General features: G+C 62.5%; 27 protein-coding genes and 1 pseudogene. 11 read left to right on the plus strand and 17 right to left on the minus strand.

Features of this window, described 5'->3' with window-relative positions; all coding sequences use genetic code 11:
* Positions 1–366: 366 nt before the first annotated feature.
* The 5 genes from NKH97_RS31560 to mnmE form a co-directional block, all read right to left on the minus strand.
* Positions 367–1,257, minus strand: a complete 891-nt coding sequence (locus NKH97_RS31560; RefSeq protein WP_352799704.1) for a ParB/RepB/Spo0J family partition protein — start codon at positions 1,255–1,257, stop codon at positions 367–369.
* Positions 1,258–1,326: 69 nt separating this feature from the next.
* Positions 1,327–2,127 carry a ParA family protein gene (locus tag NKH97_RS31565; RefSeq protein WP_352723055.1) on the minus strand — a complete coding sequence of 267 codons (801 nt, stop codon included), beginning with the start codon at positions 2,125–2,127 and terminating at the stop codon, positions 1,327–1,329.
* A gap of 55 nt (positions 2,128–2,182) precedes the next feature.
* Positions 2,183–2,815 carry a 16S rRNA (guanine(527)-N(7))-methyltransferase RsmG gene (gene rsmG, locus NKH97_RS31570; RefSeq protein ID WP_031213658.1) on the minus strand — a complete coding sequence of 211 codons (633 nt, stop codon included), beginning with the start codon at positions 2,813–2,815 and terminating at the stop codon, positions 2,183–2,185.
* A complete protein-coding gene (mnmG, locus tag NKH97_RS31575) occupies positions 2,812–4,692 on the minus strand; it encodes a tRNA uridine-5-carboxymethylaminomethyl(34) synthesis enzyme MnmG (protein WP_352799706.1) in 1,881 nt (626 codons plus the stop codon). Before mnmG ends, rsmG begins: the two co-directional genes overlap by 4 nt.
* A gap of 444 nt (positions 4,693–5,136) precedes the next feature.
* Positions 5,137–6,468, minus strand: coding sequence for a tRNA uridine-5-carboxymethylaminomethyl(34) synthesis GTPase MnmE (mnmE, locus tag NKH97_RS31580; protein ID WP_352799707.1), 1,332 nt, complete (start codon positions 6,466–6,468; stop codon positions 5,137–5,139).
* Between the two features lie 64 nt (positions 6,469–6,532).
* Here mnmE and NKH97_RS31585 point away from each other — a divergent pair, with 64 nt between their 5' ends.
* Positions 6,533–8,551 carry a thioredoxin domain-containing protein gene (locus NKH97_RS31585; RefSeq protein ID WP_352799709.1) on the plus strand — a complete coding sequence of 673 codons (2,019 nt, stop codon included), beginning with the start codon at positions 6,533–6,535 and terminating at the stop codon, positions 8,549–8,551.
* 12 nt (positions 8,552–8,563) lie between these two features.
* Here NKH97_RS31585 and yddG read toward each other — a convergent pair whose 3' ends face one another.
* From yddG to hemE, 4 genes are all read right to left on the minus strand, one after another.
* On the minus strand, positions 8,564–9,475 hold the full coding sequence (gene yddG, locus NKH97_RS31590) for an aromatic amino acid exporter YddG (RefSeq protein ID WP_352799711.1): 912 nt from the start codon (positions 9,473–9,475) through the stop codon (positions 8,564–8,566).
* Between the two features lie 172 nt (positions 9,476–9,647).
* Complete coding sequence (gene rho, locus NKH97_RS31595; protein WP_013528732.1) at positions 9,648–10,913, minus strand: transcription termination factor Rho; 1,266 nt, start codon at positions 10,911–10,913, stop codon at positions 9,648–9,650.
* A gap of 245 nt (positions 10,914–11,158) precedes the next feature.
* Positions 11,159–11,695, minus strand: coding sequence for a protoporphyrinogen oxidase HemJ (gene hemJ / locus NKH97_RS31600; RefSeq protein WP_352799714.1), 537 nt, complete (start codon positions 11,693–11,695; stop codon positions 11,159–11,161).
* Complete coding sequence (hemE, locus tag NKH97_RS31605) at positions 11,695–12,726, minus strand: uroporphyrinogen decarboxylase (RefSeq protein WP_023813413.1); 1,032 nt, start codon at positions 12,724–12,726, stop codon at positions 11,695–11,697. The genes hemJ and hemE overlap by 1 nt, the downstream gene beginning before the upstream one ends.
* 311 nt (positions 12,727–13,037) lie before the next feature.
* On the opposite strand from hemE, the gene NKH97_RS31610 reads away from it, so the two are divergent.
* The 5 genes from NKH97_RS31610 (at position 13,038) to dnaQ (ending at position 17,155) form a co-directional block, all read left to right on the plus strand.
* Positions 13,038–13,952, plus strand: a complete 915-nt coding sequence (locus NKH97_RS31610) for a pyruvate, water dikinase regulatory protein (RefSeq protein ID WP_502897117.1) — start codon at positions 13,038–13,040, stop codon at positions 13,950–13,952.
* Between the two features lie 169 nt (positions 13,953–14,121).
* Positions 14,122–14,721: a Maf-like protein gene (locus tag NKH97_RS31615; RefSeq protein WP_352799716.1), complete on the plus strand. Its 600-nt coding sequence runs from the start codon at positions 14,122–14,124 to the stop codon at positions 14,719–14,721.
* Complete coding sequence (locus NKH97_RS31620) at positions 14,714–15,556, plus strand: shikimate dehydrogenase (protein ID WP_352799718.1); 843 nt, start codon at positions 14,714–14,716, stop codon at positions 15,554–15,556. The genes NKH97_RS31615 and NKH97_RS31620 overlap by 8 nt, the downstream gene beginning before the upstream one ends.
* Positions 15,553–16,152: a dephospho-CoA kinase gene (gene coaE / locus NKH97_RS31625; protein ID WP_352799720.1), complete on the plus strand. Its 600-nt coding sequence runs from the start codon at positions 15,553–15,555 to the stop codon at positions 16,150–16,152. Before NKH97_RS31620 ends, coaE begins: the two co-directional genes overlap by 4 nt.
* A 298-nt stretch (positions 16,153–16,450) precedes the next feature.
* Positions 16,451–17,155: a DNA polymerase III subunit epsilon gene (gene dnaQ, locus NKH97_RS31630; RefSeq protein WP_352612574.1), complete on the plus strand. Its 705-nt coding sequence runs from the start codon at positions 16,451–16,453 to the stop codon at positions 17,153–17,155.
* A gap of 166 nt (positions 17,156–17,321) precedes the next feature.
* Here the strand turns inward: dnaQ and NKH97_RS31635 are convergent.
* From NKH97_RS31635 to NKH97_RS31645, 3 genes and pseudogenes are all read right to left on the minus strand, one after another.
* Positions 17,322–17,610 (minus strand): annotated as a pseudogene (locus NKH97_RS31635) (GIY-YIG nuclease family protein).
* A gap of 247 nt (positions 17,611–17,857) precedes the next feature.
* Positions 17,858–18,355, minus strand: a complete 498-nt coding sequence (gene secB, locus NKH97_RS31640; protein WP_352799722.1) for a protein-export chaperone SecB — start codon at positions 18,353–18,355, stop codon at positions 17,858–17,860.
* A 131-nt stretch (positions 18,356–18,486) separates the two neighbouring features.
* Positions 18,487–18,987 carry an FxsA family protein gene (locus NKH97_RS31645; RefSeq protein ID WP_352723039.1) on the minus strand — a complete coding sequence of 167 codons (501 nt, stop codon included), beginning with the start codon at positions 18,985–18,987 and terminating at the stop codon, positions 18,487–18,489.
* Positions 18,988–19,203: 216 nt separating this feature from the next.
* On the opposite strand from NKH97_RS31645, the gene NKH97_RS31650 reads away from it, so the two are divergent.
* From NKH97_RS31650 to NKH97_RS31665, 4 genes are read left to right on the plus strand one after another with little or no spacing between them, the layout of a single operon-like run.
* Positions 19,204–19,911 (plus strand): Tim44/TimA family putative adaptor protein, encoded by a 708-nt coding sequence (locus NKH97_RS31650; protein ID WP_352799724.1) that lies wholly within the window; start codon positions 19,204–19,206, stop codon positions 19,909–19,911.
* Between the two features lie 25 nt (positions 19,912–19,936).
* Positions 19,937–21,055 (plus strand): murein transglycosylase A, encoded by a 1,119-nt coding sequence (gene mltA / locus NKH97_RS31655; RefSeq protein ID WP_352799726.1) that lies wholly within the window; start codon positions 19,937–19,939, stop codon positions 21,053–21,055.
* Entirely contained in the window at positions 21,052–21,582 is a 531-nt protein-coding gene (locus tag NKH97_RS31660) for a Smr/MutS family protein (protein ID WP_352799728.1), read from the plus strand. Before mltA ends, NKH97_RS31660 begins: the two co-directional genes overlap by 4 nt.
* Before the next feature lie 25 nt (positions 21,583–21,607).
* Complete coding sequence (locus NKH97_RS31665) at positions 21,608–21,976, plus strand: helix-turn-helix domain-containing protein (protein ID WP_352612580.1); 369 nt, start codon at positions 21,608–21,610, stop codon at positions 21,974–21,976.
* Positions 21,977–22,061: 85 nt separating this feature from the next.
* Here the strand turns inward: NKH97_RS31665 and NKH97_RS31670 are convergent, their stop codons facing one another.
* The 5 genes from NKH97_RS31670 to NKH97_RS31690 all read right to left on the minus strand — a co-directional run bounded on the left by NKH97_RS31670 (position 22,062) and on the right by NKH97_RS31690 (position 26,212).
* Positions 22,062–22,301, minus strand: coding sequence for a hypothetical protein (locus NKH97_RS31670; RefSeq protein ID WP_352799730.1), 240 nt, complete (start codon positions 22,299–22,301; stop codon positions 22,062–22,064).
* 181 nt (positions 22,302–22,482) lie between these two features.
* Entirely contained in the window at positions 22,483–23,289 is an 807-nt protein-coding gene (locus NKH97_RS31675) for a glycosyltransferase family 25 protein (RefSeq protein ID WP_128305612.1), read from the minus strand.
* Positions 23,290–23,475: 186 nt separating this feature from the next.
* Entirely contained in the window at positions 23,476–24,093 is a 618-nt protein-coding gene (locus NKH97_RS31680; RefSeq protein WP_031213661.1) for a transglutaminase-like cysteine peptidase, read from the minus strand.
* 234 nt (positions 24,094–24,327) lie between these two features.
* Entirely contained in the window at positions 24,328–25,605 is a 1,278-nt protein-coding gene (locus NKH97_RS31685) for a polyhydroxyalkanoate depolymerase (RefSeq protein WP_352799733.1), read from the minus strand.
* 247 nt (positions 25,606–25,852) lie between these two features.
* The gene (locus tag NKH97_RS31690) at positions 25,853–26,212 is read right to left on the minus strand and encodes a septal ring lytic transglycosylase RlpA family protein (RefSeq protein WP_127297693.1); all 360 of its coding nucleotides are present in this window, start codon (positions 26,210–26,212) and stop codon (positions 25,853–25,855) included.
* 309 nt (positions 26,213–26,521) lie between these two features.
* On the opposite strand from NKH97_RS31690, the gene NKH97_RS31695 reads away from it, so the two are divergent.
* A complete protein-coding gene (locus NKH97_RS31695) occupies positions 26,522–26,698 on the plus strand; it encodes a hypothetical protein (protein WP_352799735.1) in 177 nt (58 codons plus the stop codon).
* The last annotated feature ends 212 nt before the right edge of the window (positions 26,699–26,910 follow it).

Here is a 26,910-nt window from a genome sequence, read left to right on the forward strand (position 1 = left end):
ATGGAATTCCTGAGATGTCTGCCCGGCACGGACCCCCACCCCTAACCCCTCCCCACAAGGGGGAGGGAGACTTCCGTTGGCGCTGGCCCAGGAGCATCGCCTGTCTTTTCGGCGCCAAGAAAGAATTAAAGGCACGCGGCAGCGTTCCCTCCCCCTTGTGGGGAGGGTTAGGGTGGGGGTTCTTCTTCGCAAGAATCCATATGCGATAGCCCTGCCCACGAGGGGGGGAGATTGGCAGCTTCGCCGCGTTCGCCAAACATAGGCGCCGCAAAGAGAAGGGCCGGCAACCGCCAGCCCTTTATGCCTCTTAAGCCCGTGCCAACCAGCTCAGCTGGACCTTAAGCCAGGAGTTAATTCGCCGGCTAATTACCGATCTTGCTTCAGCCTGCGGCACAGCTCATCAAGCTGTTCCAGCGACCGGTACGAAACCCGCAGCACGCCGCCCTTGCCCTTGTGATCCACCGACACAATCATGCCGATCGTGTCGGTCAACAGCTTCTCCAGCGCCAGCGTGTCGGCGTCCTTTTCGTCAGGACTTGGCGCCGGCTTGGCTTCCCTAGCGCTGCTGGTGCCGGCCGGCATCTGCGCCAGCGCTTCGGCCTGGCGCACCGAAAGGCCCTCTTCGACGATGCGCTTGGCAAGGCCGGCCGGATCTTCCGCCGTCACCAGCGTGCGGGCATGACCCGCCGACAGGGCGCCGTCGACCAGCATGTCGCGGATCACGTCCGGCAGCTTCAAGAGCCTGAGCGTGTTGGCGACATGGCTGCGGCTCTTGCCGATCACCTGGCCGAGATCGGCCTGGGTGTAGCCGTGCTCATCGATCAGCTGTTGATAGCCAAGCGCTTCCTCGACCGCATTGAGGTCGGTGCGCTGGACGTTCTCGATGATCGCCAGTTCGAGCGCGGTGCGGTCGTTGACCTCGCGGATGATGACCGGAATCTCGGACAGCCCGGCGCGCTGCGCCGCGCGCCAGCGCCGCTCGCCGGCGATGATCTCGTAGCGGCCGGCTTGTGTCGGCGAAGGCCGCGCCACCACCGGCTGGACGACGCCGTGTTCGCGGATCGACTGGGCAAGATCGGTCAGCTCGGCGTCGCCGAAATGCCGGCGCGGATTTTTCGGATTGGGGGTCAGGAACTCGATCGGCACCTTGCCGTCGGCGCTCGTGCCGGGCTTCTCAGGCGCTGCGGGGCGATCGATCTCGCCGATCAGCGCAGCCAGTCCACGCCCCAGTCTCTTTCTTGAAAGGTCTTCGCTCATCTTTATTCCAGTTGGCTATTCCAAATCGTTTCGGTATCGAATCGGCTTTTAGCTATGCATCCGGCCTAATCAAGCGGCGCGTAACTTGCGCTCGCGGCGGATCACTTCCGACGCCAGTTGCAGATAGGCCTGGCTGCCGGAGCACTTCAAATCATAGAGGATCGCCGGCTTGCCGTAGGACGGCGCCTCGGACACCCGCACATTGCGCGGAATGACGGTCTCGTAGACCTTGTCGCCCATATGCGCCCGCACATCCTGCACCACCTGGTTGGCGAGATTGTTGCGGCCGTCATACATGGTCAGCACGATGCCCTGGATGGTGAGATCCGGATTGATCGAGCGGCGCACCTGCTCGACAGTCTCCAGCAACTGGCTGAGACCTTCGAGCGCGAAAAACTCGCATTGCAGCGGCACAAGAACAGAATCGGCCGCGGCCATTGAATTCAAAGTCAAAAGGTTGAGCGATGGTGGGCAGTCGATCAGCACATAGCCGAACGGCGCGCCGCGGTCGGTCGCGGCGCGCAGCGCATTTCGCAGCTTGAGCACGCGGTCGGGCGCCGAGGCGATCTCCATTTCAATGCCGAGCAGATCAAGCGTCGACGGCACGATCGACAGGCCGGGCACCGCCGTGGGGATGGCCGCGGCCTCCAGTTCCAGTTCGCCGGTCAGCACGTCATAGGAGGACACCGTGCGGTCCTTGCGGTCGATGCCGAGACCGGTGCTGGCATTGCCCTGCGGATCGAGATCGACGATCAGCACCTTTTCGCCGATCGCGGCCAGCGCGGTCGCCAGATTGATGGCGGTCGTTGTCTTGCCGACACCGCCCTTCTGGTTGGCTACGGTGATGATTCGGGGGCCATTCTTCATCATGGGTCTATGCCAGAAGTTCATTTTGGGATCGCCAAAGCGTCTGACACGTCGCGGATCAGACAGGTCGCAGGTTGGACAGTTCAAGGATGACCCCATGCGGGTCGGTCACACTTGGATGTTCTACCAGATCGAAGGACCATCGGTGAACGCTTTCTTCCACTTCGGCGCGGTAATCCCGGCCTTTGTGGAACAGGCCGCGCGCGCCTGACGTCAGCCATGGCGCCGACAGGTCCAGCAAGGTCGAAAGCGAGGCCAAAGCCCGCGCCGTGACAACTTGCGGTGTCGAAACAAGCGCATGGCTGTCATCGATGCGGCGCGCCACGACTCGCGCCGGCAGCCTGAACTGCCCGACGACGGTCTGCAGGAAGGACGCCTTTTTGCGATTGCTTTCAACCAGGTCGATGCTGGCGCCGTCGCGCTCGGCAAGCAGGAAAGCCATGACAAGGCCCGGAAATCCGCCGCCCGAGCCGAGATCCACCCAGCGCGTGGCAACCGGTTCTATGCGTCCGAGTTGGGCGCTGTCCAGGATATGGCGCTGCCAGACATCGCCCGACGTCGATTGCGCCACCAGATTGATGCTGCGATTCCATTTCTGGAACATCTGCTCGAAGGCCACCAGCCGATCGAATGTTTCACGTGAAACCGGGCCTGCCGCGTCCTGCAGGCTCTCTAGGGAAATAGAACTCACGCAACTTCCTTTTGTGGGCGCTGGGTGCTTTCCGCGTGACGGACATGCGCGACGATGATCGCCAGCGCCGCCGGCGTCATGCCTTCCATGCGCTGGGCATCAGCGATGGAGCGCGGCCGCCGCGCCTGCATCTTCTGCTTCAGCTCGTTCGACAGACCCGGCACTCCGGCGAAATCGACCGTCTCGGGGATAAGCCGGCTCTCCTCATGCCGGATTTGCGCCACGTCAGTCTTCTGGCGGTCGAGATAGACAGAATACTTCGCTTCCGTCTCGAGGCGCTCCGCCGTCTTGCCGTCGATCGCCGCAAAGCGCGGATCGACGCCGACCAGCCAGGCGACATCGACGTCAGGATAGGACAGCAATTCATAGCCGGACCGGCGCACGCCATCCCGGTTGATGTCCAGCCCGTGTCGCGCCGCCTCGTTCGGCGTCAGGGCGAGCGACTTCGCCAAGTCCCGCGCCTCATCCAGGCTTTGCATGACCTGCCCGTAGCGTTGCATGCGCTGTGCCGAAGCGATGCCCAGCTTTGCAGCCAGAGGCGTCAGTCGTTCATCCGCATTGTCGGCACGCAGCGACAGCCGGAATTCGGCCCGAGAGGTGAACATCCGGTAGGGTTCGCTGATGCCCCGGCTGGTCAGGTCGTCGACCATCACCCCAATATAGGCTTCGGTGCGGCTGAGCACGATCTGCTCGCTCCCCGCCGCCCGCCGCGCCGCATTGAGGCCTGCGAGCAAGCCTTGCCCGGCTGCTTCCTCATAGCCGGTCGTGCCGTTGATCTGCCCGGCGAGGAAAAGACCCCTGATGCGCTTCGTCTCCAGCGTCTGATGCAGTTCGCGCGGATCGACGTGATCATACTCGATGGCATAGCCGGGCTGCAGCATGGTTGCGCGCTCCAGCCCCGGAATGGTTTTCAATATATCGAGCTGTACGTCTTCGGGCAGCGAGGTCGAAATACCATTGGGATAAACGGTATCGTCGTCCAGCCCTTCCGGCTCCAGAAAGATCTGGTGCCCGTCCCTATCGCCGAACTTGACGATCTTGTCCTCGATCGACGGGCAATAACGCGGCCCAACGCCCGCGATCGAGCCGGAATACATGGCCGACCGGCCAAGATTGACGCGGATCAACTCATGCGTGGCCGTCGTCGTGCGGGTGATGCCGCACTCGATCTGCGGCGTGGTGATGCGGTCGGTCATCAGCGAGAACGGCACAGGATTCTCATCCGCCGCCTGGCTTTCCAGCGACGCCCAGTCGATGGTCCGGCCGTCGAGCCGTGGCGGCGTGCCGGTCTTCAGCCGACCGAGCTTGAAGCCGGCGCGGTCCATCGTTGCCGACAGACCAAGACTGGCCTGCTCGTTCATGCGGCCGGCAATAATCTTCCTCTCGCCGATATGGATAAGCCCGCGCAGAAAAGTCCCGGTCGTCAGGACGACAGCGCCACAGGCAAGCCGCCTTCCATCGGCCAGGAGAACGGCCGTGATCCGGCCGGCGACAATTTCGAAGTCCAGAACCTCGCCTTCGACCACGTCGAGATCGTTCTGCTGCCGAATCGCTTCCTGCATGGCGAGGCGATAGAGCTTTCGGTCGGCCTGCGTGCGCGGCCCGCGCACGGCGGGACCCTTGCGGCGGTTGAGCAGGCGGAACTGGATGCCAGCCGCATCCGCCACGCGCCCCATCAGGCCATCCATGGCATCGATCTCGCGCACCAGGTGGCCCTTGCCGAGCCCGCCGATCGCCGGATTGCACGACATGACCCCGATCGTGTCGAAGCGCAGCGTCACCAGCGCGGTTCTGGCACCGGCGCGTGCGGCAGCACTGGCCGCCTCGCAACCCGCGTGACCACCGCCCACCACAACCACATCATAGTGATTGGTCATTCCAACACGTCCCAGACTCAAAAAAGATTGAGGGACACATGTCCCTGCAGAGCAGTGCTGTCAAGAAAACTCCGCAGCGAGTTTCACGTGAAACAAGGTGGTGGGGATTGCAGCGGTGTTTCACGTGAATCATTTGGAATGGGACCTTTTGCCGGAGCCCTGCCAACTTTCGTCATCCACGGGCGGAGCGGGAGCGAAGCGGACGCGCAGACCCGAGGATCCATTCCGTGAACGAGATCGAGGAATGCGACGCAACAGAATTCAGCACCGCTGCGACGCTCCAAGTCACGGCATGGATCCTAAGGTCTGCGCTGCGTCGCTGCGCTCCCTGCTCCGCCGTGGCTGACGAAACGTTAAGCGTTTCCGCCAATTGCCCGCAAGCGCGCCGTCAAGCCTCTGCGCCAGAAACCAATTCCTGTTCGACGACCCATTGTTTCACGTGAGTCATTTGCCAATACAGAACTGCGAGAAGATCACGTCCAGCATGTCCTCGACGTCGATGGCGCCGACAATACGGCCCAGGCGATCCGCGGCAAGCCGCAACTCTTCGGCGCGCAATTCCTGCCCGACAGTCTGGCCGTCGGTTGCACGAAGCAGGTGCCTATTCGCTGCGCCAAGCAATTCGACGTGGCGCAGGCGCGATGGCAGGACATCACCGACGCTGCCGGCTGCTTCCGCAGCTCGCCGGCCGATTTCCGCCAGCAGTCTCTCCACGCCCGTCCCGTTTTTTACCGAAATGATGAGGTCATAGTCCGCGGCCGCATCGATTGCAGCGCGGTCTTCCAGCAGATCAAGCTTAGTGCCGACCCGCAAGCTCGGAGCGCCGGTCGGTAGCAGACCGATGTCCCTGGGGTCCGCAACGTCCTGCAGCAACAGCAACAGATCGGCGCCATGCGCCTTGGCCCTCGCCTTCTCGATGCCGATCGCCTCGACCTTGCCCGGCGCATCGCGCAGCCCGGCCGTATCTGTAAGCCTGACCCGCAGCCCCTGGAGATCAAGTGTCACTTCAAGCAGATCCCGCGTCGTGCCGGGTTCATCCGTTACTATAGCGGCATCCCGCCGGGCCAGGGCATTGAACAGACTCGACTTACCGGCGTTGGGCGCGCCAAGGATAACGACCTCGAAGCCGTCGCGAATGATCTCGGCGGCGCGAAACCCGGCGATGTGGCGATCGATCTCGCCGATCATCGTCCTAACATCGGACCAGACCGTATCCGAAACGGAACCGGGGACATCGTCCTCATCGGCGAAATCGATTTCCGCCTCGATCATGGCGCGGGCATGGATCAGTCTGCGGCGCCAGCCGAGATAGAGTTCGCTCTGAACGCCTTCGGCATTTTGAACGGCAAAACGCCGCTGCGCCTCGGTCTCGGCGTTGACGAGATCCGCCAGTGCCTCGGTCTCGACAAGGTCGACCTTGCCGTTGAGAAAGGCCCGGCGCGTGAATTCGCCGGGTTCCGCGTGCCTGACGCCGTCAAGGCCTGCGATCGTCTCCAGCATTTTTGCCACAACGGCACGACCGCCGTGAACATGGAATTCCGCAACGTCCTCGCCGGTGAAACTGGCCGGACCGCGAAAGAAAACGACCAGGCCGGTGTCGAGCACGGTCCCGTCGGGTGCCCTGAATCGGCGCAGAACTGCCGAGCGGTCCTTAACCATGCTGCCGGCAATCGTTTCGACTACGAATCGAGTCTGCGCGCCGGAAATGCGGATGACGCCAACCCCGGCCGGAAGCCGGCCACTCGACAGCGCTACGATGGAACCGCCTGAAATCATTTGCCCGCTCTACCGAACCGCCCTAGCTTTACGCCTATCAGCCAATCGCACCCGAGTTTGCCCAGTGACGCTGCCAGCGCCAAACCTGCTTGCCGAAGAAGCCAGCCCCTATCTGCAGCAGCACAGCGGCAATCCCGTGCACTGGCGCGCCTGGTCGCCGGCTTCGCTCGAGGAGGCGAAGGCGCTGGACAGGCCGATCCTGCTCTCGGTCGGCTATGCCGCCTGCCACTGGTGCCACGTCATGGCGCATGAAAGCTTCGAGAACGATGGTGTCGCCGCCGTCATGAACCGTCTGTTCGTCAATATCAAGGTCGACCGCGAGGAGCGTCCCGACATCGACCAGATCTATATGGCTGCACTCTCCGCCATGGGCGAGCAAGGCGGCTGGCCGCTGACCATGTTCCTGACGCCGGACGGCAAGCCGTTCTGGGGCGGCACCTATTTTCCGCGCGAGCCACGCTATGGCCGCCCCGGTTTCATCCAGGTGATGGAGGCGGTGGACAAGGCCTGGCGCGAGAAGCGGGCGAGCCTCAACCAGAGTGCCGACGGCCTGACCTTACATGTCGAGGCGCGGCTTGCCGGCTCGCATGCGAAAACAGGGCTCGATCGCGGCACGCTGGCTGAGCTTGCCAAGGGCATAGACGGCATGATCGACCGCGATCTCGGCGGCCTGCGCGGCGCGCCGAAATTCCCCAATGCACCGTTTATGCAAACGCTGTGGCTGTCCTGGCTGCGCGACGGCAACGCCAGCCACCGCGACGACGTCCTACTCAGTCTTGAGCAGATGGTGAGCGGCGGCATCTACGACCATATCGGCGGCGGGCTCAGCCGTTACTCGACCGACGCCGAATGGCTGGTGCCGCATTTCGAAAAGATGCTTTACGACAATGCCCAGCTGATCCGCTTCTGCAACTGGGCCTATGCCGCAAGCGGCAACGAGTTGTTCCGGTTCCGAATCGAAGAGACGATCGACTGGCTGCTGCGCGAAATGCGCGTCGACGGCGGCGCATTTGCCGCCAGTCTCGACGCCGACAGCGATGGCGAGGAAGGGCTGTTCTACACTTGGAGCAAAGACGAGGTCGAAGCTGCCCTCGGCGACGATTCCGCTTTGTTTTTCAGTCACTTCACGCTCTCCAGCCCGCATGGCTGGGAAGGCAAGCCGGTCGTTCACCAAACCCTGTCCCAGCAATCGCAATATGTGATCGATCGCGAAGAGATCAGCCCGCTCAAGGGGAAACTCCTTGCAGTCCGGGAAGAGCGGGTCAGGCCAGGCCTTGACGCAAAGACCCTCACCGACTGGAACGCCCAGATGATCGCGGCGCTTGCAGAAGCCGGCCGGTCGCTGGCGCGGCCTGACTGGATCGATGCGGCGGCAAAAGCCTTTGCCCATATCCGCGCTGCCAGCCGCGACGGCCGTCTGCCGCATTCGATGCTCGGCGCCAGAAAACTGTTCCCTGCTTTGTCCAGCGACTATGCCGCCATGACCAACGCAGCGATCTCGCTGTTCGAGGCCACCGGGGATTGGAGCTATGTCGACCAAGCCGGCCGGTTTGTCGAGCAGCTCGACCATTGGCACGCCGATAGCGAGAAGACAGGTTATTACCTGACCGCCTCGGACAGCACCGACGTGCCGATCCGGATCCGCGGCGATGTCGACGAGGCCATTCCCTCCGCCACCGGCCAGATCATCGAGGCGCTGGTCCGGCTGGCCTCCGTCACCGGCAATCTCGACCTGCAGGAAAGGGCCTGGCACGTCGCCGAGCATGCCGCCGGCCGCGCGGCACACCAGGCCTATGGCCAGGCCGGCATCGTCAACGCCTGCGCGCTGGCGATCGAGCCGCTCAAGCTGGTGTTGGTGGATGAGCTCGCAGATCCAAGGCTCGTTCCGGTTGCGAATCGAAGCCCGGATCCACGCCGCGTCGACATGACCCTGCCGATCGGTACGGTAGCGAATCGAACCCTGCTCCCGGGGGAAATCCCACCACCGACCGATAAAGCGGGCGCCTGGCTCTGCACCGGCCAGGTTTGTCTTCCCGCTGTGACGGATCCGGAAGAGCTGGAGCGCCTTCTGTGCCGCCAATAAAGATCAGGCGCCTTACGCCTGCTTGGGGAACGCCTCGGTGGAAGACGCGGCTTGGCTCGCCTTGAACAGCAAATCCTTGGCGGCGATCACCGCGCCAATGGTGATCAGCACGCAAGCGAGCGCCACCGACCAGTGGAAGACGCCAAAGCCTGCCAGCAGCAGCACGATGACCGAAAACAGCGGTGCGGCGTAGGACAGTGCACCAAGGATCATGATGTCACCGTGCTTGCAGCCAAAATCCCAGGCATAGAAGCCGGCTCCCAGAGGGATCGTCCCCAGAGTGACGATAGCCGCCCACTGCATCGGCGTCTGCGGCCAGACCGTGGTCTCGAGCATCAGGTGCAGCGAGAAAGCGACCGCCGCCGTGATGAAGCAATAGCCGGCCACGACATCGGTCGGCACCTGGCCGAAGCGGCGCGACAGCACGGAATAACCGGACCAGATGAAGGCGCAGAACAGTGCGATGACATGGCCCTTCATCACCCCATTGGCCAGGCCGACATTGCCGCCCTTGGTGATCACCACGATGGCGCCGGCAAGCCCTAGAACGACGCCGACGATGTGATGAACCCGGAGCCTTTCGCCAGGCAGGAAGGCGGCGAAAACAACGATCAGCAGTGGCCAGAGATAGGCGATCAAGCTGACCTCGACCGGCGGCGCCGACTGGATCGCGAAAAAATAGGCGCAGTGGTAGATGCACAGTCCCGCCGTGCCTATCGCCCAGACCGGCCATGGCTGCCGCAGCGACCGGATCGCGCCTGGGCGGAAAATCCAGCTGCCGGCGCCGACCAGCCCTCCGAGCAGGAAGGTCATGGCTGCCAGCTGAAACGGCGGGATCGAGCCCGCAGCGGTCGACAGCAGCGCCAGGAAGGACCAGGTCAGGATGGCCGAAAAGCCGATCAGGGTCGGGATTGTCTTCTTCACGTCGCTGCTTCCAGTTTGCAGACACGAGCTTTGCATGAACGCGAAATCGTCTGCCGCCACATACAGCCGCCCGATATCGGGAAAGCGACTTGCCGCCGGACAATGAAAAACCCCATCCCGGTTTCGCGGAATGGGGCTTCAATACACAGACCGGAAGATTTCGGCCTGACCTTTACGTGTTCATCGAATCGAAGAAATCCGCATTGGTCTTGGTCTGCTTGAGCTTATCGATCAGGAACTCGATCGCGTCGGTGGTTCCCATCGGCGCCAGGATGCGGCGCAGCACAAAAATCTTCTGCAGATCCTGCTTGGAAACCAGCAGGTCTTCCTTGCGGGTGCCGGACTTCAAGATGTCCATGGCCGGATAGATGCGCTTGTCGGCCACCTTGCGGTCGAGCTGGATTTCGCAGTTGCCGGTGCCCTTGAACTCTTCGAAGATGACTTCGTCCATGCGGCTGCCGGTATCGATCAGCGCGGTGGCGATGATGGTCAGCGAGCCGCCTTCCTCGATGTTGCGGGCGGCGCCGAAGAAGCGCTTCGGCCGCTGCAGGGCGTTGGCGTCGACACCACCGGTCAGCACCTTGCCGGATGACGGCACGACGGTGTTGTAGGCGCGGCCGAGGCGGGTGATCGAATCGAGCAGGATGACGACATCGCGGCCATGTTCGACCAGGCGCTTGGCCTTCTCGATGACCATTTCGGCGACCTGCACGTGGCGCACGGCCGGCTCGTCGAAGGTCGAGGAGATCACCTCGCCCTTCACCGAGCGCTGCATGTCGGTCACTTCTTCCGGCCGCTCGTCTATCAGAAGCACGATCAGATAGCATTCCGGATGGTTGGCGGTGATCGAGTGGGCGATGTTCTGCATCAGAACCGTCTTGCCGGTACGCGGCTGCGCGTTGATCAAAGCGCGCTGTCCCTTGCCGATCGGCGCGACCAGGTCGATCACGCGGGCCGAGATGTCCTTGGTGGTCACATTCTCGATTTCCATCTTCAGCCGCTTGGTCGGATAGAGCGGCGTCAGATTGTCGAAGTGGATCTTGTGACGGATCTTCTCGGGATCGTCGAAATTGATGGTGTTGACCTTGAGCAGCGCGAAATAGCGCTCGCCCTCTTTCGGGCTGCGGATCGGCCCTTCGACCGTATCGCCGGTCTTCAGCGAAAAGCGCCGGATCTGCGACGGCGAAATATAGATGTCGTCGGGACCTGGCAGATAGTTGGCGTTGGCGGAGCGCAGGAAGCCGAAACCGTCCTGCAGCACCTCGACCACGCCATCACCGATGATCTCGATCTCCTGGGCGGCCAGCTTCTTCAGGATCGCAAACATCAGCTCCTGCTTGCGCATGACGCTGGCGTTTTCGACCTCGAGCGATTCGGCATAAGCGATCAGCTCTGGCGGTTTCTTGTTCTTGAACTCAGCGAGTTTCATTTCTTGCATAGACGGACCTTGGTAGATTGAGTCTGGGAATAGATGGAGTCTGGGTAGGCTTTGGGAAAATATCGGCGGGATGCGACAAATGCCGGGCGCGGCCGAAAACAACGAGGGGCGGCGCATGACGGGAAGGAAGACCCGTCTTTTATCGTCGGTCGGGTGAAAGAGCAAGCTGCGTTTTGCGTGGCCTATGAAGGCTTAAAACGCATCAATGCCTGTCGCTGGCTCCTGGCCGTTTTGATCGACATGCATCAGAACGGCTTGACCACCACCAGGATGACGATTGCGATCATCAGCAATGTGGGGATCTCGTTGACCATTCGCCAGTGCCTGGCCGGTTTTTCATTGCGGTCCTCGGCGAATTTGCGCACCGCGCCCGAGAGATAGCCATGCATGGCCGACAGCAAAAGCACCGCTCCGATCTTGGCGTGCAGCCAGCCGCCCTGGAAACCAAAACCCTTCCAGGCGAGCCACAGGCCGAACACCCAGGTGACGATCATCGCCGGGTTGATGATGCCCCGCAGCAGGCGCCGCTCCATCACCTTGAAGGTTTCCGACTGCACCGAGCCCTTCTCGGCATCGGCGTGATAGACCAGCAGCCGCGGCAGATAGAGCATGCCCGCCATCCATGAGATGACGGCGAGGATATGGATCGCCTTGGCCCAGGGATAGAAACTGTCGGGTGCCGCGAAATACAAAAGCGCGGTGAAAACGACCAGTACGGCGATACCGATCGTCATGCGCATCATCGCCTGGCCGGTGCTGTTCGTGTTGTTCATCTGAGCCATCAGCGTGTCGCGCTCCGCACCTGTTTCACCATCGCCTCGACATGGGCGATCGGCGTCTCCGGCGTAATGCCGTGGCCGAGGTTGAAGATCAGCGGCCCGTCTCCCAGCGCTCCCAGGATCGCCTCGACGCCATCCGACAGCGCCTTGCCGCCAGCCACGAGCCGCAAGGGATCGAGATTGCCCTGAACCGCACCTGAGCGCTGCAATTCCTTCGCCGCGACCAAGGGCACCGTCCAGTCGATCCCCAGCGCCGTTACGCCGGTCTTTTGCCGATAGGTCCGGTAGCGCGAACCGGCGCCCTTGGGAAAACCGATGATCGGAACATCGGGATGAACCGCCCGCACCCGGCCAACGATCTCGGCCATTGGCTGAACGCAGAACAGGTCGAAAGTTTCATCGTCCAGCACGCCGGACCAGGAATCGAAAATCTGCACCACATCCGCACCCGCCTCGATCTGGCGGATGAGATAGGCGGCCGAATGTTCGGCAAGCACCTTCAGCAGTCGTTGAAACGCCACCGGCTCGCGATAGGCAAAAAGCCGCGCCGGCGCCTGGTCGGGTGTGCCATGGCCGGCGATCATGTAGGTCGCCACCGTCCACGGCGCCCCGCAGAAGCCTATCAGGGTTGTCTCTTCGGGCAGTTTGGCCCGCAACCGGCGAACCGTCTCGTAGACCGGTTCGAGATTCACGTGAAACACCTTGCCTTCCAGAGCCAAAATCTCCGGCGCGGTGATCGGCGTCAGCAGCGGCCCTCTGCCCTCTTCGAAGCGCACGTCACGGCCAAGCGCATGCGGAACGACGAGGATATCGGAAAACAGGATCGAGGCATCGAAACCAAAACGCTCGATCGGCTGCAAGGTCACTTCGACCGCAAGGTCAGGATCGTAGCAGAGGTCCAGGAACGAGCCTGCTCGCCTGCGTGTCTCCCGATACTCCGGCAGATAGCGCCCGGCCTGACGCATCATCCAGAGCGGAGGCGGAAAATGAGCCTTGCCCTTCAGGACATCCAGCATGATCCGGTTCTGGGGCATCGGGCGCTCGCTTCTCCCAGCCTCTTCTATAATCAAAGATTCTTATATCTAAGATTCTTCTGATTCTAAGAGTCTGTTGGTTCTGGTGGTTGTCACCTGTCCCGCTTTGCCCCGGAAAACACCAGCCAACATATTGTCGCGTGCTTCTTTTTCCCAGATGTAGGGTTCTGGGGATAGCTCCGAATCGATCAATCGAGTCAAAGTGTTAGGCACAGCGGTGAAAGGCGGGTCCTGTGGACGGACCGTAGTCGAAAAAAGCCGTCCCCAAACTTGTCCCCAGTCGCCCGACGAAGCTGACAGCGCATCGAATTGTGGACAAACTGCCATCTGATACAGTCGCCTCCGACAGGCCAGTCTTTTCATCCCGCTTTATCCACAGAAGCCCACAGCCCCAGGTGACCCCTGTGAACAAACCCCAGAGCTTCTTCCACCTGCACCTGATTTCCGACGCGACCGGCGAAACGCTGCTTGCCGCCGGCCGGGCAGCTTCGGCGCAGTATAAGGACGCGCGCGCCATAGAGCATATCTATCCGCTGATCCGCACCGAAAAGCAGGTGGCGAAGGTGTTCGAGGACATCGAGGAGGAACCGGGCATCATCCTCTATACGGTCGTCGACCAGAAGCTGGCGCGCGGCATCGACGAGCGCTGCGCGGCCATGGGCCTGCCCTGTGTATCGGTGCTGGAGCCGGTGCTGACCGTGTTCCAGTCCTATCTCGGCACCCCGGCCGGCCGCCGCGTCGGCGCCCAGCATGTCCTCGACGCCGAATATTTCCGCCGCATCGATGCGCTCAATTTCACCATGGACCATGATGACGGCCAATTGCCGCTCAATATGGACGATGCCGATGTCGTGCTGATCGGCATTTCTCGCACGTCGAAGACGCCGACCAGCATCTATCTCGCCAACCGCGGCATCAAGACCGCCAACATCCCGATCGTGCTCGGCGTGCCGGTGCCGGAAAGCCTGGTTGCCGCCAGCAAGCCGCTGATCGTCGGGCTGATCGCCACCGCCGAGCGCATCTCGCATGTCCGGCAAAACCGCATCCTCGGCAACAGCAGCTCGTATGAGGCATCGGATTATGTCGACCGCGCGGCGATCAGCGAAGAGCTCGCCTATGCCCGCAAGATCTGCACGCGCCATGGCTGGCCGATGATCGACGTCAGCCGCCGCTCGATCGAGGAAACGGCGGCGGCCATCGTTGCCCTGCGGGGGAAGACGCGCTAGGGCGTCGATATTCAGGTGATGCCGGCCTGCAAATGGCGGCTTCCTGCGCTTCCGGTGCTCACGTACTTTAAGTACGCTCCGCTCCGGTTCTCGGAAGCCACCATTTTCGACTCGGCCTGACCTGAATCTCAACACCCTAGTCGGTGCCAGAAAACCAGGCGTAAAAACCATGACTGAAAAACTCATCCTCGCTTCAGGCAGCCCGTTCCGCAAGGCGATGCTGGTCAATGCCGGCGTCGATGTCGAGGCGGTTCCCGCCGATGTCGACGAGCGCGCGCTCGAGGGGCCTTTGCAGGACAGCGGCGTCTCGCCCGAGGACGTCGCCCTGGTGCTGGCCGAGGCCAAGGCCACCGAAGTCAGCGAGCGCAGGCCGGGCGCCCTGGTTCTGGGCTGCGACCAGACGCTGTCGCTCGGCGACGAGGTGTTCCACAAGCCGGCCGACATGGAAGGCGCCCGCCGTCATCTGTTGGCGCTGTCGGGCAAGACCCATCAGCTCAACAGCGCCGCGGTGCTGGTTCGCGACGGCAAGGTCTTGTGGCGGCATGTCGGCATCGCCTCGATGACCATGCGCAAGCTCGACCCGGCCTTCATCGGCCGCCATCTCGCCCGCGTCGGCGCCAAGGCGCTGGGAAGCGTCGGCGCCTATCAGATCGAAGGCGAAGGCATTCAATTGTTCGAGAAAATCGAGGGCGATCATTTCACCATTGTCGGCCTGCCGCTTCTGCCGCTGCTGGCCGAACTGCGCACGCTGGGAGCGATCGATGGCTGAGGCGTCGAAAAAAGCCTTCGTGTCGGGCCATCCGGTCAAGCATTCGCGCTCGCCGAAGATTCATGGCCACTGGCTGGCCAAACATGGCATCGACGGGAGCTACCGGGCCATCGATATCGCGCCGCAAGACTTTGCCGTATTCGTGAAAACGCTGCAGGCAAACAATTACCGCGGCGGCAACATCACCATCCCGCACAAGGAAGCGGCTTTCGCATTGGCCGAACGCCGCGACCAGGCGGCGCAAGAAATCGGCGCCGTCAACACGCTGTGGTTCGAGGATGGCGTCCTGTGGGGCGGCAACACCGACGGTCACGGCTTTGCCGCCAACCTCGACGATCATGCGCCGGGCTGGGCGAGCAAGGGCCCGGCGGTCGTGCTTGGCGCCGGCGGCGCGTCGCGCGCCGTCATCCATGCGCTGAAGGAGCGCGGCGTGACCGACATCCGCATCGTCAACCGTACGCTCTCCCGGGCTATAGAACTGCGCGATCGTTTCGGCGCCGGCGTGTCGGCGCATGGCATGGCGGCTACGGATGAACTGCTCGGCGATGCAGGCCTGCTGGTCAACACCACGGCACTTGGCATGCATGGCAATGAAGGCCTGTCGGCCGATCCCGCTATGCTGCCGGACCACGCCATCGTCACCGATATCGTCTATGTGCCGCTGGAGACGCCGCTGCTTGCCGCGGCGCGCGCGAGAAAGCTGAAGACGGTCGACGGCCTCGGCATGCTGCTCCATCAGGCGGTGCCCGGCTTCGAGCGCTGGTTCGGCGTCAGGCCGCGGGTGACGGCCGAACTCCGGGCGCTGATCGTTGCCGATCTGGTGCCGAAACCATGATCGTGCTCGGCCTCACCGGATCGATCAGCATGGGCAAGTCGACCACGGCCAGGATGTTCGCTGACGCCGGCGTGCCGGTCCATGATTCCGACGAGACGGTGCATCGCCTCTATGCCGGCAAGGCGGCGCCCCTGGTCGAAGCCGCCTTTCCCGGCACCACATCTGCCGGGGTGGTCGACCGGACAAAGCTTGGCGCGCGTGTGCTCGGCGACGCCGCCGCGCTGAAGCGGCTCGAGGCCATCATCCATCCGCTGGTGCGCGCCGACGCCGATGCCTTTCTGGCCAGGCATCGTAGATCAGGCGCGCCGATCGCCGTCCTCGATATTCCCCTGCTGTTCGAAACCGGCGGCCGCAACCGCGTCGACAAGGTCGTCGTCGTCACTGCGTCGGCCGAGACCCAGCGCGCCCGCGTGCTGGCGCGGCCCGGCATGACGGAGGAAAAGCTGGCGTCGATCCTGACTAAGCAGGTGCCGGATGCGGAAAAGCGGCGTCAGGCCGATTTCATCGTCGACACCGGCCAGGGGCTGGACGCCGCGCGGGATCAGGTGAATGCGATCATTGCGGAACTGATCGGGGTCGGCAAGCCGGGCCATTGACACTGGCTGCCGTCTGTCAACGTCAGCGCCGTCCCTCATCTGCCTGCCGGCATCATCTTCTCCCCGTGTAGTGACGGGGAGAAGGAGCTGGCCGCGACCTCGGCTACTCTCTTGCAAACGCAGGAGATTGGCGAAATCCTTTGCGAAGGCGTCCTTCTCCCCGTCACTATAGGGGGAGAAGTGCCCGGCAGTGCGATGAGGGGCAGCGCAAACCTGTAGTGATTGCCCTGATCAGCTCGTTTCCCATTGCCATTTTGTTCCGGTCTCATGATTCTGCTCCTTTGGAGCGACTGATTCGATGCGTGAGATCATCTTCGACACGGAAACCACCGGCCTCGATTCGCGCGACGACCGCGTGATCGAGCTTGGCGGCGTCGAGTTGATCAACCGCTTCCCGACCGGAAAGACCTTCCACCACTACATCAACCCGCAAGGGCGCGCGATCCATGCCGAGGCACAGGCGGTGCACGGCATCAGCGCGGCGGACCTCGCGGGCAAGCCGACCTTTGCCGAGATTGTGCAGGAATGGCTGGACTTCACCGACGGCGCCAAGCTGGTCGCCCACAATGCGACGTTCGACGTCGGCTTCCTCAACGTCGAGTTCGGCCGGCTGGGCCACCCCGTCATCGACAACGGCCTCGTCGTCGACACGCTGGCGCTGGCGCGCCGCAAGCACCCGATGGGCCCCAATTCGCTCGATGCGCTCTGCCGGCGTTACGGCATCGACAACACCAGGCGCACCAAGCACGGCGCCCTGCTCGATTCCGAATTGCTGGCCGAGGTCTATATCGAGCTGATCGGCGGCAAGCAGGCGGCCCTTATCCTCGACAGCGCCACCGCGCCGGCGCAAGGCGAAAATGTCCGCCAGATCGAGATCATCATCAGCCAGCGCCCGGCACCCCTGCGGCCCCGCCTCACCGAAGCCGAACGCGCCGCGCACGCCGGCATGGTCGGGACGTTGGGTGAGAAGGCGTTGTGGCTGAAGGTTGCTGCTGGCAGTTAGAGAAGCGATGGCGGCAAGGCTGGAAGGGCCGACCCTCAAGATTGGCAGCGGACCCGATAACTTCGGTCATCCTAGGGCGAAGCAAGGAGCGAAGCGACGCGGCGCAGACCCTAGGATCCATGCCGTGACGGTGATGATATGTTCCGGCGGTGCAAGAAACCGAGCGTTACCACCCCGTCCCGCGAAACAGCTCGAACCACTCTGGATTGGCCTTTTCGATCAATTCGATCTTCCATTGGCGCGGCCAGCGCTTCAGGGACTTCTCACGTTGGATCGCATCGGTGATGTCGAAAAACTCCTCGTACCAGACCAACCGCTGAACACCGTAGCGGCTGGTGAAATTAGAGCCTTGGCCCGACTTGTGCTCCGGCATGCGGCGACCGAGGTCGTTGGTGACACCGATATAGAGGGGTGCCACCTTTCTGGCTCGCAGTCATGTAGACATAACCGGTCATGGTTTTAGCGTAGCGAGCACAGGCGTGGGGACAAGCGCCATTCTGATCCGTTGCATTCTAAGGCGAATGTCACGGCATGGATCCTAGGGCCTGCGCTGCGTCGCTACGCTCCTTGCTCGGCCCTAGGATCACGAAGACGCGAGGGGCCTTCAGCCAACCTCGAAGGGGCGCTGCCCCGCCAGCGTTTCCAAACAGAAAACCCGGCACAAGGCCGGGTTCTCAGAAACAACAACGATGACAGCAGGCCTCAGCTCACCTTGACCTTGGACGCCTCGTCCTCGGCCAGCTTCTGCTGGAACATCTGGGCGAAGTCGATCGGGTCTAGCATCAGCGGCGGGAAGCCGCCATTGCGGGTTGCCTCGGCGATGATCTGCCGGGCGAACGGGAACAAAAGGCGCGGGCATTCGATGAACAGGATCGGCAGCATGTGCTCCTGCGGAAAGCCTGCGATGGCGAACACGCCGCCATAGACCAGCTCGACATTGAACAGCACTTCCTGGTCGAAGGACGCTTTGGCGTTCAGCGTCAGATTGACGTCGAACTGCTTGTCGGAGAGCGGGTTGGCGTTGACGTTGACGTTGATGGCGATGCCCGGCGCCTTGTCGCGGCCGCGCAGCGAATTCGGCGCGCCGGGGCTTTCGAACGACAGGTCCTTCACATACTGCGCCAGAACGTTGAGCGACGGCTGCGCCGTATTGCCGTTTCCGTTGGCTGCGCCGACCGGCGCGTCATCCTTGCTGGCCATTAGCCTTGTCCTCTTGCCTGGGCAGCGTCGCTGACCGAATTGAAATCGGGCGTTCGCTACCATGGCGGGGATGACAAGACAAGGTTTGCCGCCTTGGCTTCTCGGCTATGGGATGTAGATGGGACGGCGCCCTAATCGTCCTTCAGGCGGCGCCACGGCGAGTTGTGATCCGGGCCGCGCTTCAGATCGTCCTCGCGCGAATAGTCGCCGTCTTCGAGGTCGATGACCCTGTCGCGCTGGCGGCCGCGAAAACCGCCGGTCGAGAAATCGGTGGCGACGACAATACGGCCCTTGAACCGGTTCCAGGCAAAATCGCGCAACGGCGGCAGGAACAGCAGCAGGCCGATGATGTCTGATATGAAGCCGGGGATGATCAGGAGGATCGCCGCAACCACGATCATGGCACCGTGCGCAAGGTGGCGGCTTGGGTTCTGGCCGGCGGCCATCTCGGTGCGGATGCGAGCCATGACACCAAAGCCCTGGTATCGGAGCAAAAGCACGCCGGCGATGCTCGAGGCCAGCACGAGGCCGACCGTTGCCAGCGCGCCGACCTCACGGCCGACGATGACGAAACCGGCGATTTCCAGCAGCGGAAGCGCGAGGAGAAAGAAGGGAAGCAGCGAAATGCGCAAGTCTTGCCAGCCTTTTTCGATCGCTATGATCGTTTTGATTGTTTTGGCCGCCAGTTGGCAATCGCCGCTGGCACTGAGGCTGTTAGATAGGTATGCCTGCCTTTGATTTGAATGATTGCGCCTTGCGTTCTATATGCTTTGAATGTTGAACGCTATGCGACCGTGGCCATTGGGCCTGACGGTCCGGCCACGGGGCAGGATTGATTGGCGGAAGATATGGGATTCTTCGACTTCGGCACGATTTTCTTTCTGATTGCGGCGGTGGTCATCTTTTTCCAGCTGCGCAACGTGCTGGGCCGCCGCACCGGCAGCGAACGGCCGCCCTTCGATCCCTATTCGGCGGCTCGCACCGGCGACAAGGATGCCGCCCAGAAATCCGAAAACGTCGTCTCGCTGCCGCGCAAGCGCCCGCCAGGCGAGCCGGCTCCCGACACCTATGCCGCGATCGACGCTTTCGCCAAGCCCGATACCGACCTCAACAAGGGCCTGCGCACGATCAAGGACAATGATCCATCCTTCGAGCCGAAGGGTTTCGTCGACGGCGCCAAGATGGCTTACGCGATGATCGTCATGGCCTATGCCGACGGCGATCGCAAAACGCTGAAGAACCTGTTGTCGCGCGAGGTCTATGACGGCTTTGTCGCCGCCATCGGTGAGCGCGAGGCCAAGGCGGAAAAGATCCAGTCCTCCTTCGTCGGCATCGACAAGGCCGACATCGTCTCGGCCGAGATGAAGGGCGGCGAGGCGCATGTCACGCTGCGCATCATCAGCGAGCTGATTTCGGCGACCCGCGACAAGGCCGGCGCCGTCATCGACGGCGACCCGGAAACCGTCGCCGAGGTCAAGGATGTCTGGACCTTCGCCCGCGACACGCGCTCGCGCGACCCGAACTGGAAGCTCGTCGCCACCGAGGAAGAAGACTAGTTCGGAAACACGCGGCGAGGCTCCGGTGTCGCTATCGCCACTTTTTGTCGAGAAAGCCTTCGGCGACCTGCCCGGCTGGGACGATGACGACCATTCGGCGGCTTTCGCCGCCTTTCGCCGCTCGGCCTTCCATGTCCTGACCAAACCCTATCGCAGTGGTGCGCTCGGCATCGACTTCGACGCCTTTGCCGATGCCTACGCCAAGGCCCGGACCGTTTCGCCGGCGAATCGGTCGCCGACCCGCGGGGAAGCCCGCGCCTTCTTCGAGCGCCATTTCGTCCCGGCGCTTATCCCCGCCGAACATGCCGGCGCCGGGCTCGTCACCGGTTTCTATGAACCGCAAGTCGAGGCGTCACCGGTGCGCACGGACCGGTTTTCGGTGCCGTTGCTTTCGCGCCCGGCCGATCTCGTCGACATCGACGACGGGAACCGGCCGCCCGGCCTGGATCCCTACCTCGCTTTCGCGCGTCAGACGCCGAACGGGCCGGTCGAGTATCCCGACCGTGGTGAGATCGAGCGTGGCGCGCTCGACGGCAAGGGTCTGGAAATCGCCTGGCTGGCCGACAAGGTCGATGCCTTCTTCATTCACGTGCAAGGTGCCGCACGCCTCGCCATGACCGACGGCCGGCTTGTCCGCGTCACCTATGCCGCCAAATCCGGCCAGCGCTTCACCGGGCCCGGCAAGATCCTAAGCGAGCTGGGCGAGATCCCGCTGGCGGAGGTGACGATGCAGTCGATCCGCGTCTGGTTCAAGGCGCATCCGGACCGCGTCGACGAGATCCTGCGGCAGAACCGCTCTTACATCTTCTTCCGCGAGGCCGATGTCGAGGACGCGGCCCTTGGCCCGATCGCCGCCGCCAAGGTGCCGCTGACGCCGGGCCGCTCGATCGCCGTCGACCGCCTGCTGCATACATTCGGCACGCCTTTTTACATCGACGCGCCGACGCTCACTGCTTTCGACGCAGAACCGTTCCGCCGGCTGATGATCGCGCAGGACACCGGCTCGGCCATCACCGGGCCGGCGCGGGGCGACCTGTTCGCCGGTTCGGGCGATGCCGCGGGCGAGATCGCCGGCGTGGTCCGCAATGCCGCGGATTTTTATGCGCTGATCCCACGCGCGCTCGTTGCGGGTGCGATCCGATGACCCGGCGCCCGGACAAGCTCAGCGAGGACGACCGGGTTCTGTGGAACCTGGTGGCGCGCACGGCCAAACCGCTGAAGGGCAAATTTGCCGTCGACATCCCTGAAATCCCTGCCGAGGTCAGGCCAAGTCAGTCGCAACCGGTTCAGCCCATGGCCAATCCGGGCGGCGCAGCCAAACCGAAGACGCAGCATGTCGCGCATGCGCTCGACGAACCGACCTTGGACAAGCTGTCGAAGGGCCGGCTGCCGATCGAGGGCCGCGTCGACCTGCACGGCATGACGCAGGACGAGGCCTATTCGCTGCTGTTCTCGTTCCTGCACCGGGCGCATGCCGGCGGCATCCGCTATGTCCTGGTCATCACCGGCAAGGGCTCGTCCTCCGGCGGCGATGGGGTGTTGCGGCGCGCGGTACCGGCCTGGCTGTCGACGCCCGCCTTCCGGCCGTTGGTCTCCAGCCACGACCATGCCGCCCGTAATCATGGCGGTTCGGGTGCGCTCTATATCCGCCTGCGGCGGGCGCGCCTGTGAGGAGCTCTATCATGAGGGTGGGGACATGACCCCGTTCGGAGAGAAGCTGCGGACGCTTAGGAGCGAACGCGGTGTCCGCCAGAAGGACATGGCGGCGGCGATCGGCGTCAGCGCCGCCTATCTGTCGGCGCTCGAACATGGCAGGCGCGGTGCCCCGACCTGGACGCTGATCCAGAAGATCATCGGCTATTTCAACATCATCTGGGACGATGCCGAGGAACTGGCGCGGCTGGCCGAGGCCTCGCATCCGCGTGTAAAACTCGACACGTCGGGTCTTTCCCCCGCCGCCACCGAGCTTGCCAATCTGCTGGCGGAAAACATCGAGAAACTCGACGAAGCCGAGCTTCGCCGCATCACCGCATCGATCCGCGCGGCGTTAAACCAGCGGCCGTAGTCCGACGATCCGAGCGTGATGCAAGTTCGCCTGCTTCAGAAGGAAACTGCCCGCCGGTGGACCGCCAGCGGGCACAGTGGTGAGATCACTTCTTGCCGGCCGTGCCGCCATTTCCGCCCCGGCCGTGATCGCCATTGCCGCCATGGCCATTGTTTCCGCCACCCAGGCAGTCCGACGCCCCGGCATCACCGCAACAGCGGCCGGCCCAGAGGTCGTTGAGGTTGGTTTTGGCACAGCTGGTGGTGGTCTGATCGGCTATGGCGGATCCGGCCATGCTCGACACCGCGAGAGCGGCAAGAAGGGTATTTCGCAGAAAAGCAGTCATCTGAAGTCTCCATGGTTGGTTTCGGTTCACGGCTGTGTGTCGCAGGCCGGAGCGAAATGGTTCACGGAGAAATATAACTTCTGTCATCTACGAGCGAAGCGGGCACGCAGACCCAAGGATCAGATGGGCCGTCAGGCGTTTGGTTGGAGTTTGCCAGCGACCGGGGTGTACTCCCGATATCTCATGGCTCTGCCGGGCAGCCCTCATCGGCAAAGAGTATCACGGTTCGTCGATGACGACGCAACTTGTGCGACATCCGACGAAAAGCCTGCAGGCTCTTCTGTACCAGCCATGGCCTACTTCTCCCCGGAAAACGCGGTACACTATGGGTGGCGAGTGCAGGCGCATCGACTAGACTAGACCCCTTGGGATAAAAGACTTGGGTTTGAATACAGAGACCCGGGAACATCTGATAGGATTTCAGACTGTCAGCTATCCCACATCCGGGGTTGAACTTCACATGGTCGACGGCATCCGAGAATACCCGCGTGATCAATAGAAGGCGCTCGGCTGTCGACCTCGAGAGGATGTACCCGCCGGACCCGAATGCGAAGCCGCGAAGAAGCCCCAATTTGAAGTCTCCAGACAGCAGCTTGACAGCGCGGTCAAGCCATACCCCCCGTCCAGCAATCGCCTCGATCTTTACGATGTCCGCGCCTGCTGGAATCCATGTGGTGTCATCGCCAAGAAACAGATCCGCATGCCTGGACATCAACACGTCGTCCTCGAAAACACAGCCGTAGGGGTCTGCTTCCGAGGCGATCCTTTCCCAACACCGGCGATGGCTCAAGAAGCAGCCTACCTCTTCCGGCGTCATTGTGGCCGCCCCGAAAACGGGCTTGTAGACATCGGAGATGTCGGTCGGGCTCAGCAGTCGTCCGTCCACCGCCGAGACTCGCTCGAAGCTAAGCCCGACAGACGCGAATCGATCAGTCATCCGCACCAGTCTATCGGAACTGCGGTCCAGGTTGATCACATAGGATCTCATTGATTATTCTCGTTTGCCAGGAGCACGCACCAGCTCATCAGCGATGAACTTTTTGCGCCGGTTGTCAGTGAGGATGATATTGAGGAAGTGGAGCGATCGAGCGTGGCCTAGAGTCGCCGTGACGGAGCTTCGCTCTTGCTTCGCCCTAGGATGACGAAGCGATGGATGCTTCCGGCAAACGCCGTATTACTGCACCGCGCCGACCAGAACCTGCTGGCCACCGCGGATCGAGACCCAGCGGCCGGTGTTGTCGATCGCCTGCCGCTTGAGGAAGCGGTAACCGGTCGCGTCCCATGGTTTGACCTTGTCGGTCAGATTGTCGAGCACATAGTCGCCCTCGTCGGTGCGCACCGTCAGCACGGCGTGACCCTCGCCGTCGGGCTTGCGCACGACGGTGATCAGAAGATCGGCAAGCGAGATGCTCATGCGCGAAAGCTGGCGCCGCTTTTCCAGCACATAGTCCTCGCAATCGCCGACGCCCTTGTCGGGATAGGCCCAGACCTCGTCCTTGCCGTAGATATCCATGTCGCTCATCGGCTTGACGGCGGCGTTGACCCTGGCGGTGACATTGAGAAGCTTGCGCATCAGCCCGTCGCTCATCGTGGCCGGCGCCAGATTGGTCGGGCGGATCGAGCATTCGCCCGGATGCAGCTTGCAGAAATCATAGTGGCCGATCGGCTGCGAGGTGAGCCCCCCGGTCGCCATCGCTCCACCCGCCAAAGCCGGTGCCGCCCAGCCCGCCGTCATTGCCAGCCCGGCCGCCACATACACGCGCAGCCGTCGCGCCATCGATGAGGAAATCATTGTCCCCGCTCACCCTTTGTTATTAACGAAAGGTTAAGGGGGATTTACAGTCCGTGTCAATTACGACGACGGTCGGATTGTCGGCATGGTTACCCGAGGGGCTGGACAGCGGCACTTGTGCAACAGAATCGGCCAGCCAGCCGGCTTTTACCGTTCCATTTCACGGTTTATCGCCGTTAAGCTTGGTTTATGCAGGTCATCGTCCCAAAACCCGCAATTTTGGGCGGCCTTGCATTATCTCTTGGCGGCGCGGACCAGCTTCGGTTTCACCGCGACACGCTCCTGGCGGCCATAGCTGGTGATGAAGTCGACGATGCGCGGCACGATTTCGGAACGGAAGCGCGAACCGTTGAACACGCCGTAATGGCCAACCGCCGGCTGCATGTAGTGGGCATGCCTGTCTGCAAGGATGTTGGGGCACAGATCATGCGCCGCCTTGGTCTGGCCAAGGCCCGATATGTCGTCGTTTTCGCCTTCGACCGTGAACAGCGCGACGTTGCGGATCGCCGACGGATCGATCCTGGTGCCGCGATGCGTCATCTCGCCCTTGGGCAAGGCCTGGCGCACGAAGACCGTGTCGACGGTCTGCAGATAAAACTCCGCCGTCAGGTCCATGACAGCAAGATACTCGTCGTAGAAATCACGGTGCTTCTCGGCATTGTCGCCATCATGCTTCACCAGATGCATGAAGAAGTCCTTGTGGGCGATGATGTGGCGGTCGAGGTTCATGCTCATGAAGCCGGACAGCTGCAGGAAGCCTGGATAGACCTCGCGGCCGAAGCCCGGCACCGGCCAGGGCGCATGCATCACGACATTGTCGCGGAACCAGTCGATGCCCTTTTCCTGCGCCAGCAGATTGACCGCGGTCGGGTTGCTGCGGGTGTCGATCGGGCCGCCCATCAAGGTCATGGTCGAGGGCACGAAGGGATCGCCCTTCGTTTCCATCAGCGCCACGGCGGCCAGCACCGGCACGGAAGGCTGGCACACCGCCATCACATGCGTGTCCGGCCCCAGCGTGTGCAGCATGTCGATGACGTAGTCGATGTAGTCGTCGAGATCGAATTGGCCGTCGGCCAGCGGCACCATGCGGGCATCGACCCAGTCGGTGATGTGCACGTCGGCATAGGGCAGCATGGCTTCGACCGTGCCGCGCAGCAGCGTCGCATAGTGGCCTGACATCGGCGCCACGATCAGAAGCTTCGGATCGGGCTTGCGTCCTGCGGGGACAGTGCGCTCGAAGCGGACGAGATTGCAGAACGGCTTCGACCAGACGGTCTTTTCAGTGACCTCGACGCTCTTCCAGTCGACCACGGTCTTGGTCAGGCCGAAGGCCGGCTTGCCGTAGCGGCGCGTGGTGCGCTCGAACAGTTCGGCCGTCGCCGCGATCGAACGGCCCCATTGCGTGTGGGAAAACGGATTGAGCGGATTGGAGTAAAACATCCGCACCGCGTCGGCATAGAGGCGCGCCGGCTGCAGGGCCGCGTGGTTCATCTCATAGAGCTGGTAGAACATCGAGAACCCCGCTGCTGCCTGCGACCGAAGGGACGACGAGCCGCGCCGAGCCCTAGATGTCTCGCGGGGAAGTTAACAACTAATTGCTGCGATGCAATACGTCACGCGGCGTGACCAATGCTTCTTTGGTTCAAGGCCGTGGAAATCGGGGCCGAACGGTGCCAGCCGGCTCAGTGTGCGACTGCGAAATGTGTAAGCCGAAATGTGTAGGCAATGTGTCCGGCTCTCTTGCCGGACACAGGAAGCTCTAGACGCGCGCCATGCACACGGACGTGTGGCCGGAGCCGATGAAGCCGAGCTGGCCGGCCGCACCCTTCGACAGGTCGAGCACGCGTCCCTTGATGAACGGACCGCGATCGTTGATGCGCACGACGACGCTGCGGCCGTTGTTCTTGTTGGTCACTCGGAGCTTGGTGCCGAAAGGCAAGGTTCGGTGGGCGGCGGTCAGCGCCGAAGGGTTCATGCGCTCGCCCGATGCGGTCTTGGAGTGCAGGGCATACCACGAGGCGCGGCCGCACTGGCTGGCCGCGGTTGCCGAAGAAGCGCCGACCATCAGGCCAGCAGCGATCGTTACCGCGACAAGCGCGGTCTGTTTTGGGTTCTTCATATTTGGGGGATGGCTCCGTTTTTGACAGACCCCAGCCGTTAGGTGCCAAATAAGGCGCGAAATGCGGCAGTCATCTGGCGGTTCCGTGGCAATGGCACACGTTTGGAGTCGCTGGGTAACAGTTTGTCAGGGATTTTCCGCCGCGCGATGATCTGTCAATGATGATCTTTGTCCTGCTGCCAGGCATCCGTTTGACAAGATCGAACATTAATATCCAAGTAGAGTCTGGCGCGGTCGGACCACTTCCTTTGGCTCTTTTATCGCGGCCCCGATGCTGCAACCAATCGACTTGAAAAGGGAGATCCGGCAATGAGGATGAGCAAAAATCTGCTGGCCTTGATTGTGCTTGCCGTCGGCGCGCTGTGGTCGCTGCAAGGCCTCGGCGTGGTCGGCGGCAGCTTCATGACCGGCCAGTCGCAATGGCTGTATATCGGTGTCGTCACCATGGTGGTCGGGCTGGCGGGATTGGTGTGGGCGAACCGGTAGGGGGTGAGCTTCGAAGAAAGATCGACCCCCACTCCGTCGAGCTTCGCTCGCCACCTCTCCCCCGATCGACGGGGGAGAGGAAAGGCGCGAGCTTGCCGACCCAGGCCCCTTTCCTCTCCCTCCGGAGGGGGGAGAGCGACTATCTGGGGTGTCAAGTTGCAATTACGAACTCGTTGCGCGCATCGCGTGCTTTTGCATTGAGGATGACCAGG

It is taken from the genome of Mesorhizobium sp. M0870, assembly GCF_040319775.1.
Lineage (GTDB): Bacteria > Pseudomonadota > Alphaproteobacteria > Rhizobiales > Rhizobiaceae > Mesorhizobium.

What these genes read in the sequence shown, in the direction of transcription:
- dnaQ (WP_352612574.1), top strand. Translation starts at nt 16,451, where the DNA reads ATGCGTGAGATCATCTTCGACACGGAAACCACCGGCCTCGATTCGCGC.
- NKH97_RS31675 (WP_128305612.1), bottom strand. Translation starts at nt 23,289, where the DNA reads ATGAGATCCTATGTGATCAACCTGGACCGCAGTTCCGATAGACTGGTG.
- NKH97_RS31695 (WP_352799735.1), top strand. Translation starts at nt 26,522, where the DNA reads ATGAGGATGAGCAAAAATCTGCTGGCCTTGATTGTGCTTGCCGTCGGC.
- NKH97_RS31615 (WP_352799716.1), top strand. Translation starts at nt 14,122, where the DNA reads ATGACTGAAAAACTCATCCTCGCTTCAGGCAGCCCGTTCCGCAAGGCG.
- mnmE (WP_352799707.1), bottom strand. Translation starts at nt 6,468, where the DNA reads ATGATTTCAGGCGGTTCCATCGTAGCGCTGTCGAGTGGCCGGCTTCCG.
- secB (WP_352799722.1), bottom strand. Translation starts at nt 18,355, where the DNA reads ATGGCCAGCAAGGATGACGCGCCGGTCGGCGCAGCCAACGGAAACGGC.
- hemJ (WP_352799714.1), bottom strand. Translation starts at nt 11,695, where the DNA reads ATGGCTCAGATGAACAACACGAACAGCACCGGCCAGGCGATGATGCGC.
- NKH97_RS31560 (WP_352799704.1), bottom strand. Translation starts at nt 1,257, where the DNA reads ATGAGCGAAGACCTTTCAAGAAAGAGACTGGGGCGTGGACTGGCTGCG.
- NKH97_RS31670 (WP_352799730.1), bottom strand. Translation starts at nt 22,301, where the DNA reads ATGACTGCTTTTCTGCGAAATACCCTTCTTGCCGCTCTCGCGGTGTCG.
- rho (WP_013528732.1), bottom strand. Translation starts at nt 10,913, where the DNA reads ATGCAAGAAATGAAACTCGCTGAGTTCAAGAACAAGAAACCGCCAGAG.
- NKH97_RS31665 (WP_352612580.1), top strand. Translation starts at nt 21,608, where the DNA reads ATGACCCCGTTCGGAGAGAAGCTGCGGACGCTTAGGAGCGAACGCGGT.
- NKH97_RS31685 (WP_352799733.1), bottom strand. Translation starts at nt 25,605, where the DNA reads ATGTTCTACCAGCTCTATGAGATGAACCACGCGGCCCTGCAGCCGGCG.
- NKH97_RS31620 (WP_352799718.1), top strand. Translation starts at nt 14,714, where the DNA reads ATGGCTGAGGCGTCGAAAAAAGCCTTCGTGTCGGGCCATCCGGTCAAG.
- NKH97_RS31690 (WP_127297693.1), bottom strand. Translation starts at nt 26,212, where the DNA reads ATGAAGAACCCAAAACAGACCGCGCTTGTCGCGGTAACGATCGCTGCT.
- NKH97_RS31660 (WP_352799728.1), top strand. Translation starts at nt 21,052, where the DNA reads ATGACCCGGCGCCCGGACAAGCTCAGCGAGGACGACCGGGTTCTGTGG.
- NKH97_RS31650 (WP_352799724.1), top strand. Translation starts at nt 19,204, where the DNA reads ATGGGATTCTTCGACTTCGGCACGATTTTCTTTCTGATTGCGGCGGTG.
- NKH97_RS31565 (WP_352723055.1), bottom strand. Translation starts at nt 2,127, where the DNA reads ATGATGAAGAATGGCCCCCGAATCATCACCGTAGCCAACCAGAAGGGC.
- mnmG (WP_352799706.1), bottom strand. Translation starts at nt 4,692, where the DNA reads ATGACCAATCACTATGATGTGGTTGTGGTGGGCGGTGGTCACGCGGGT.
- NKH97_RS31680 (WP_031213661.1), bottom strand. Translation starts at nt 24,093, where the DNA reads ATGATTTCCTCATCGATGGCGCGACGGCTGCGCGTGTATGTGGCGGCC.
- coaE (WP_352799720.1), top strand. Translation starts at nt 15,553, where the DNA reads ATGATCGTGCTCGGCCTCACCGGATCGATCAGCATGGGCAAGTCGACC.
- hemE (WP_023813413.1), bottom strand. Translation starts at nt 12,726, where the DNA reads ATGCCCCAGAACCGGATCATGCTGGATGTCCTGAAGGGCAAGGCTCAT.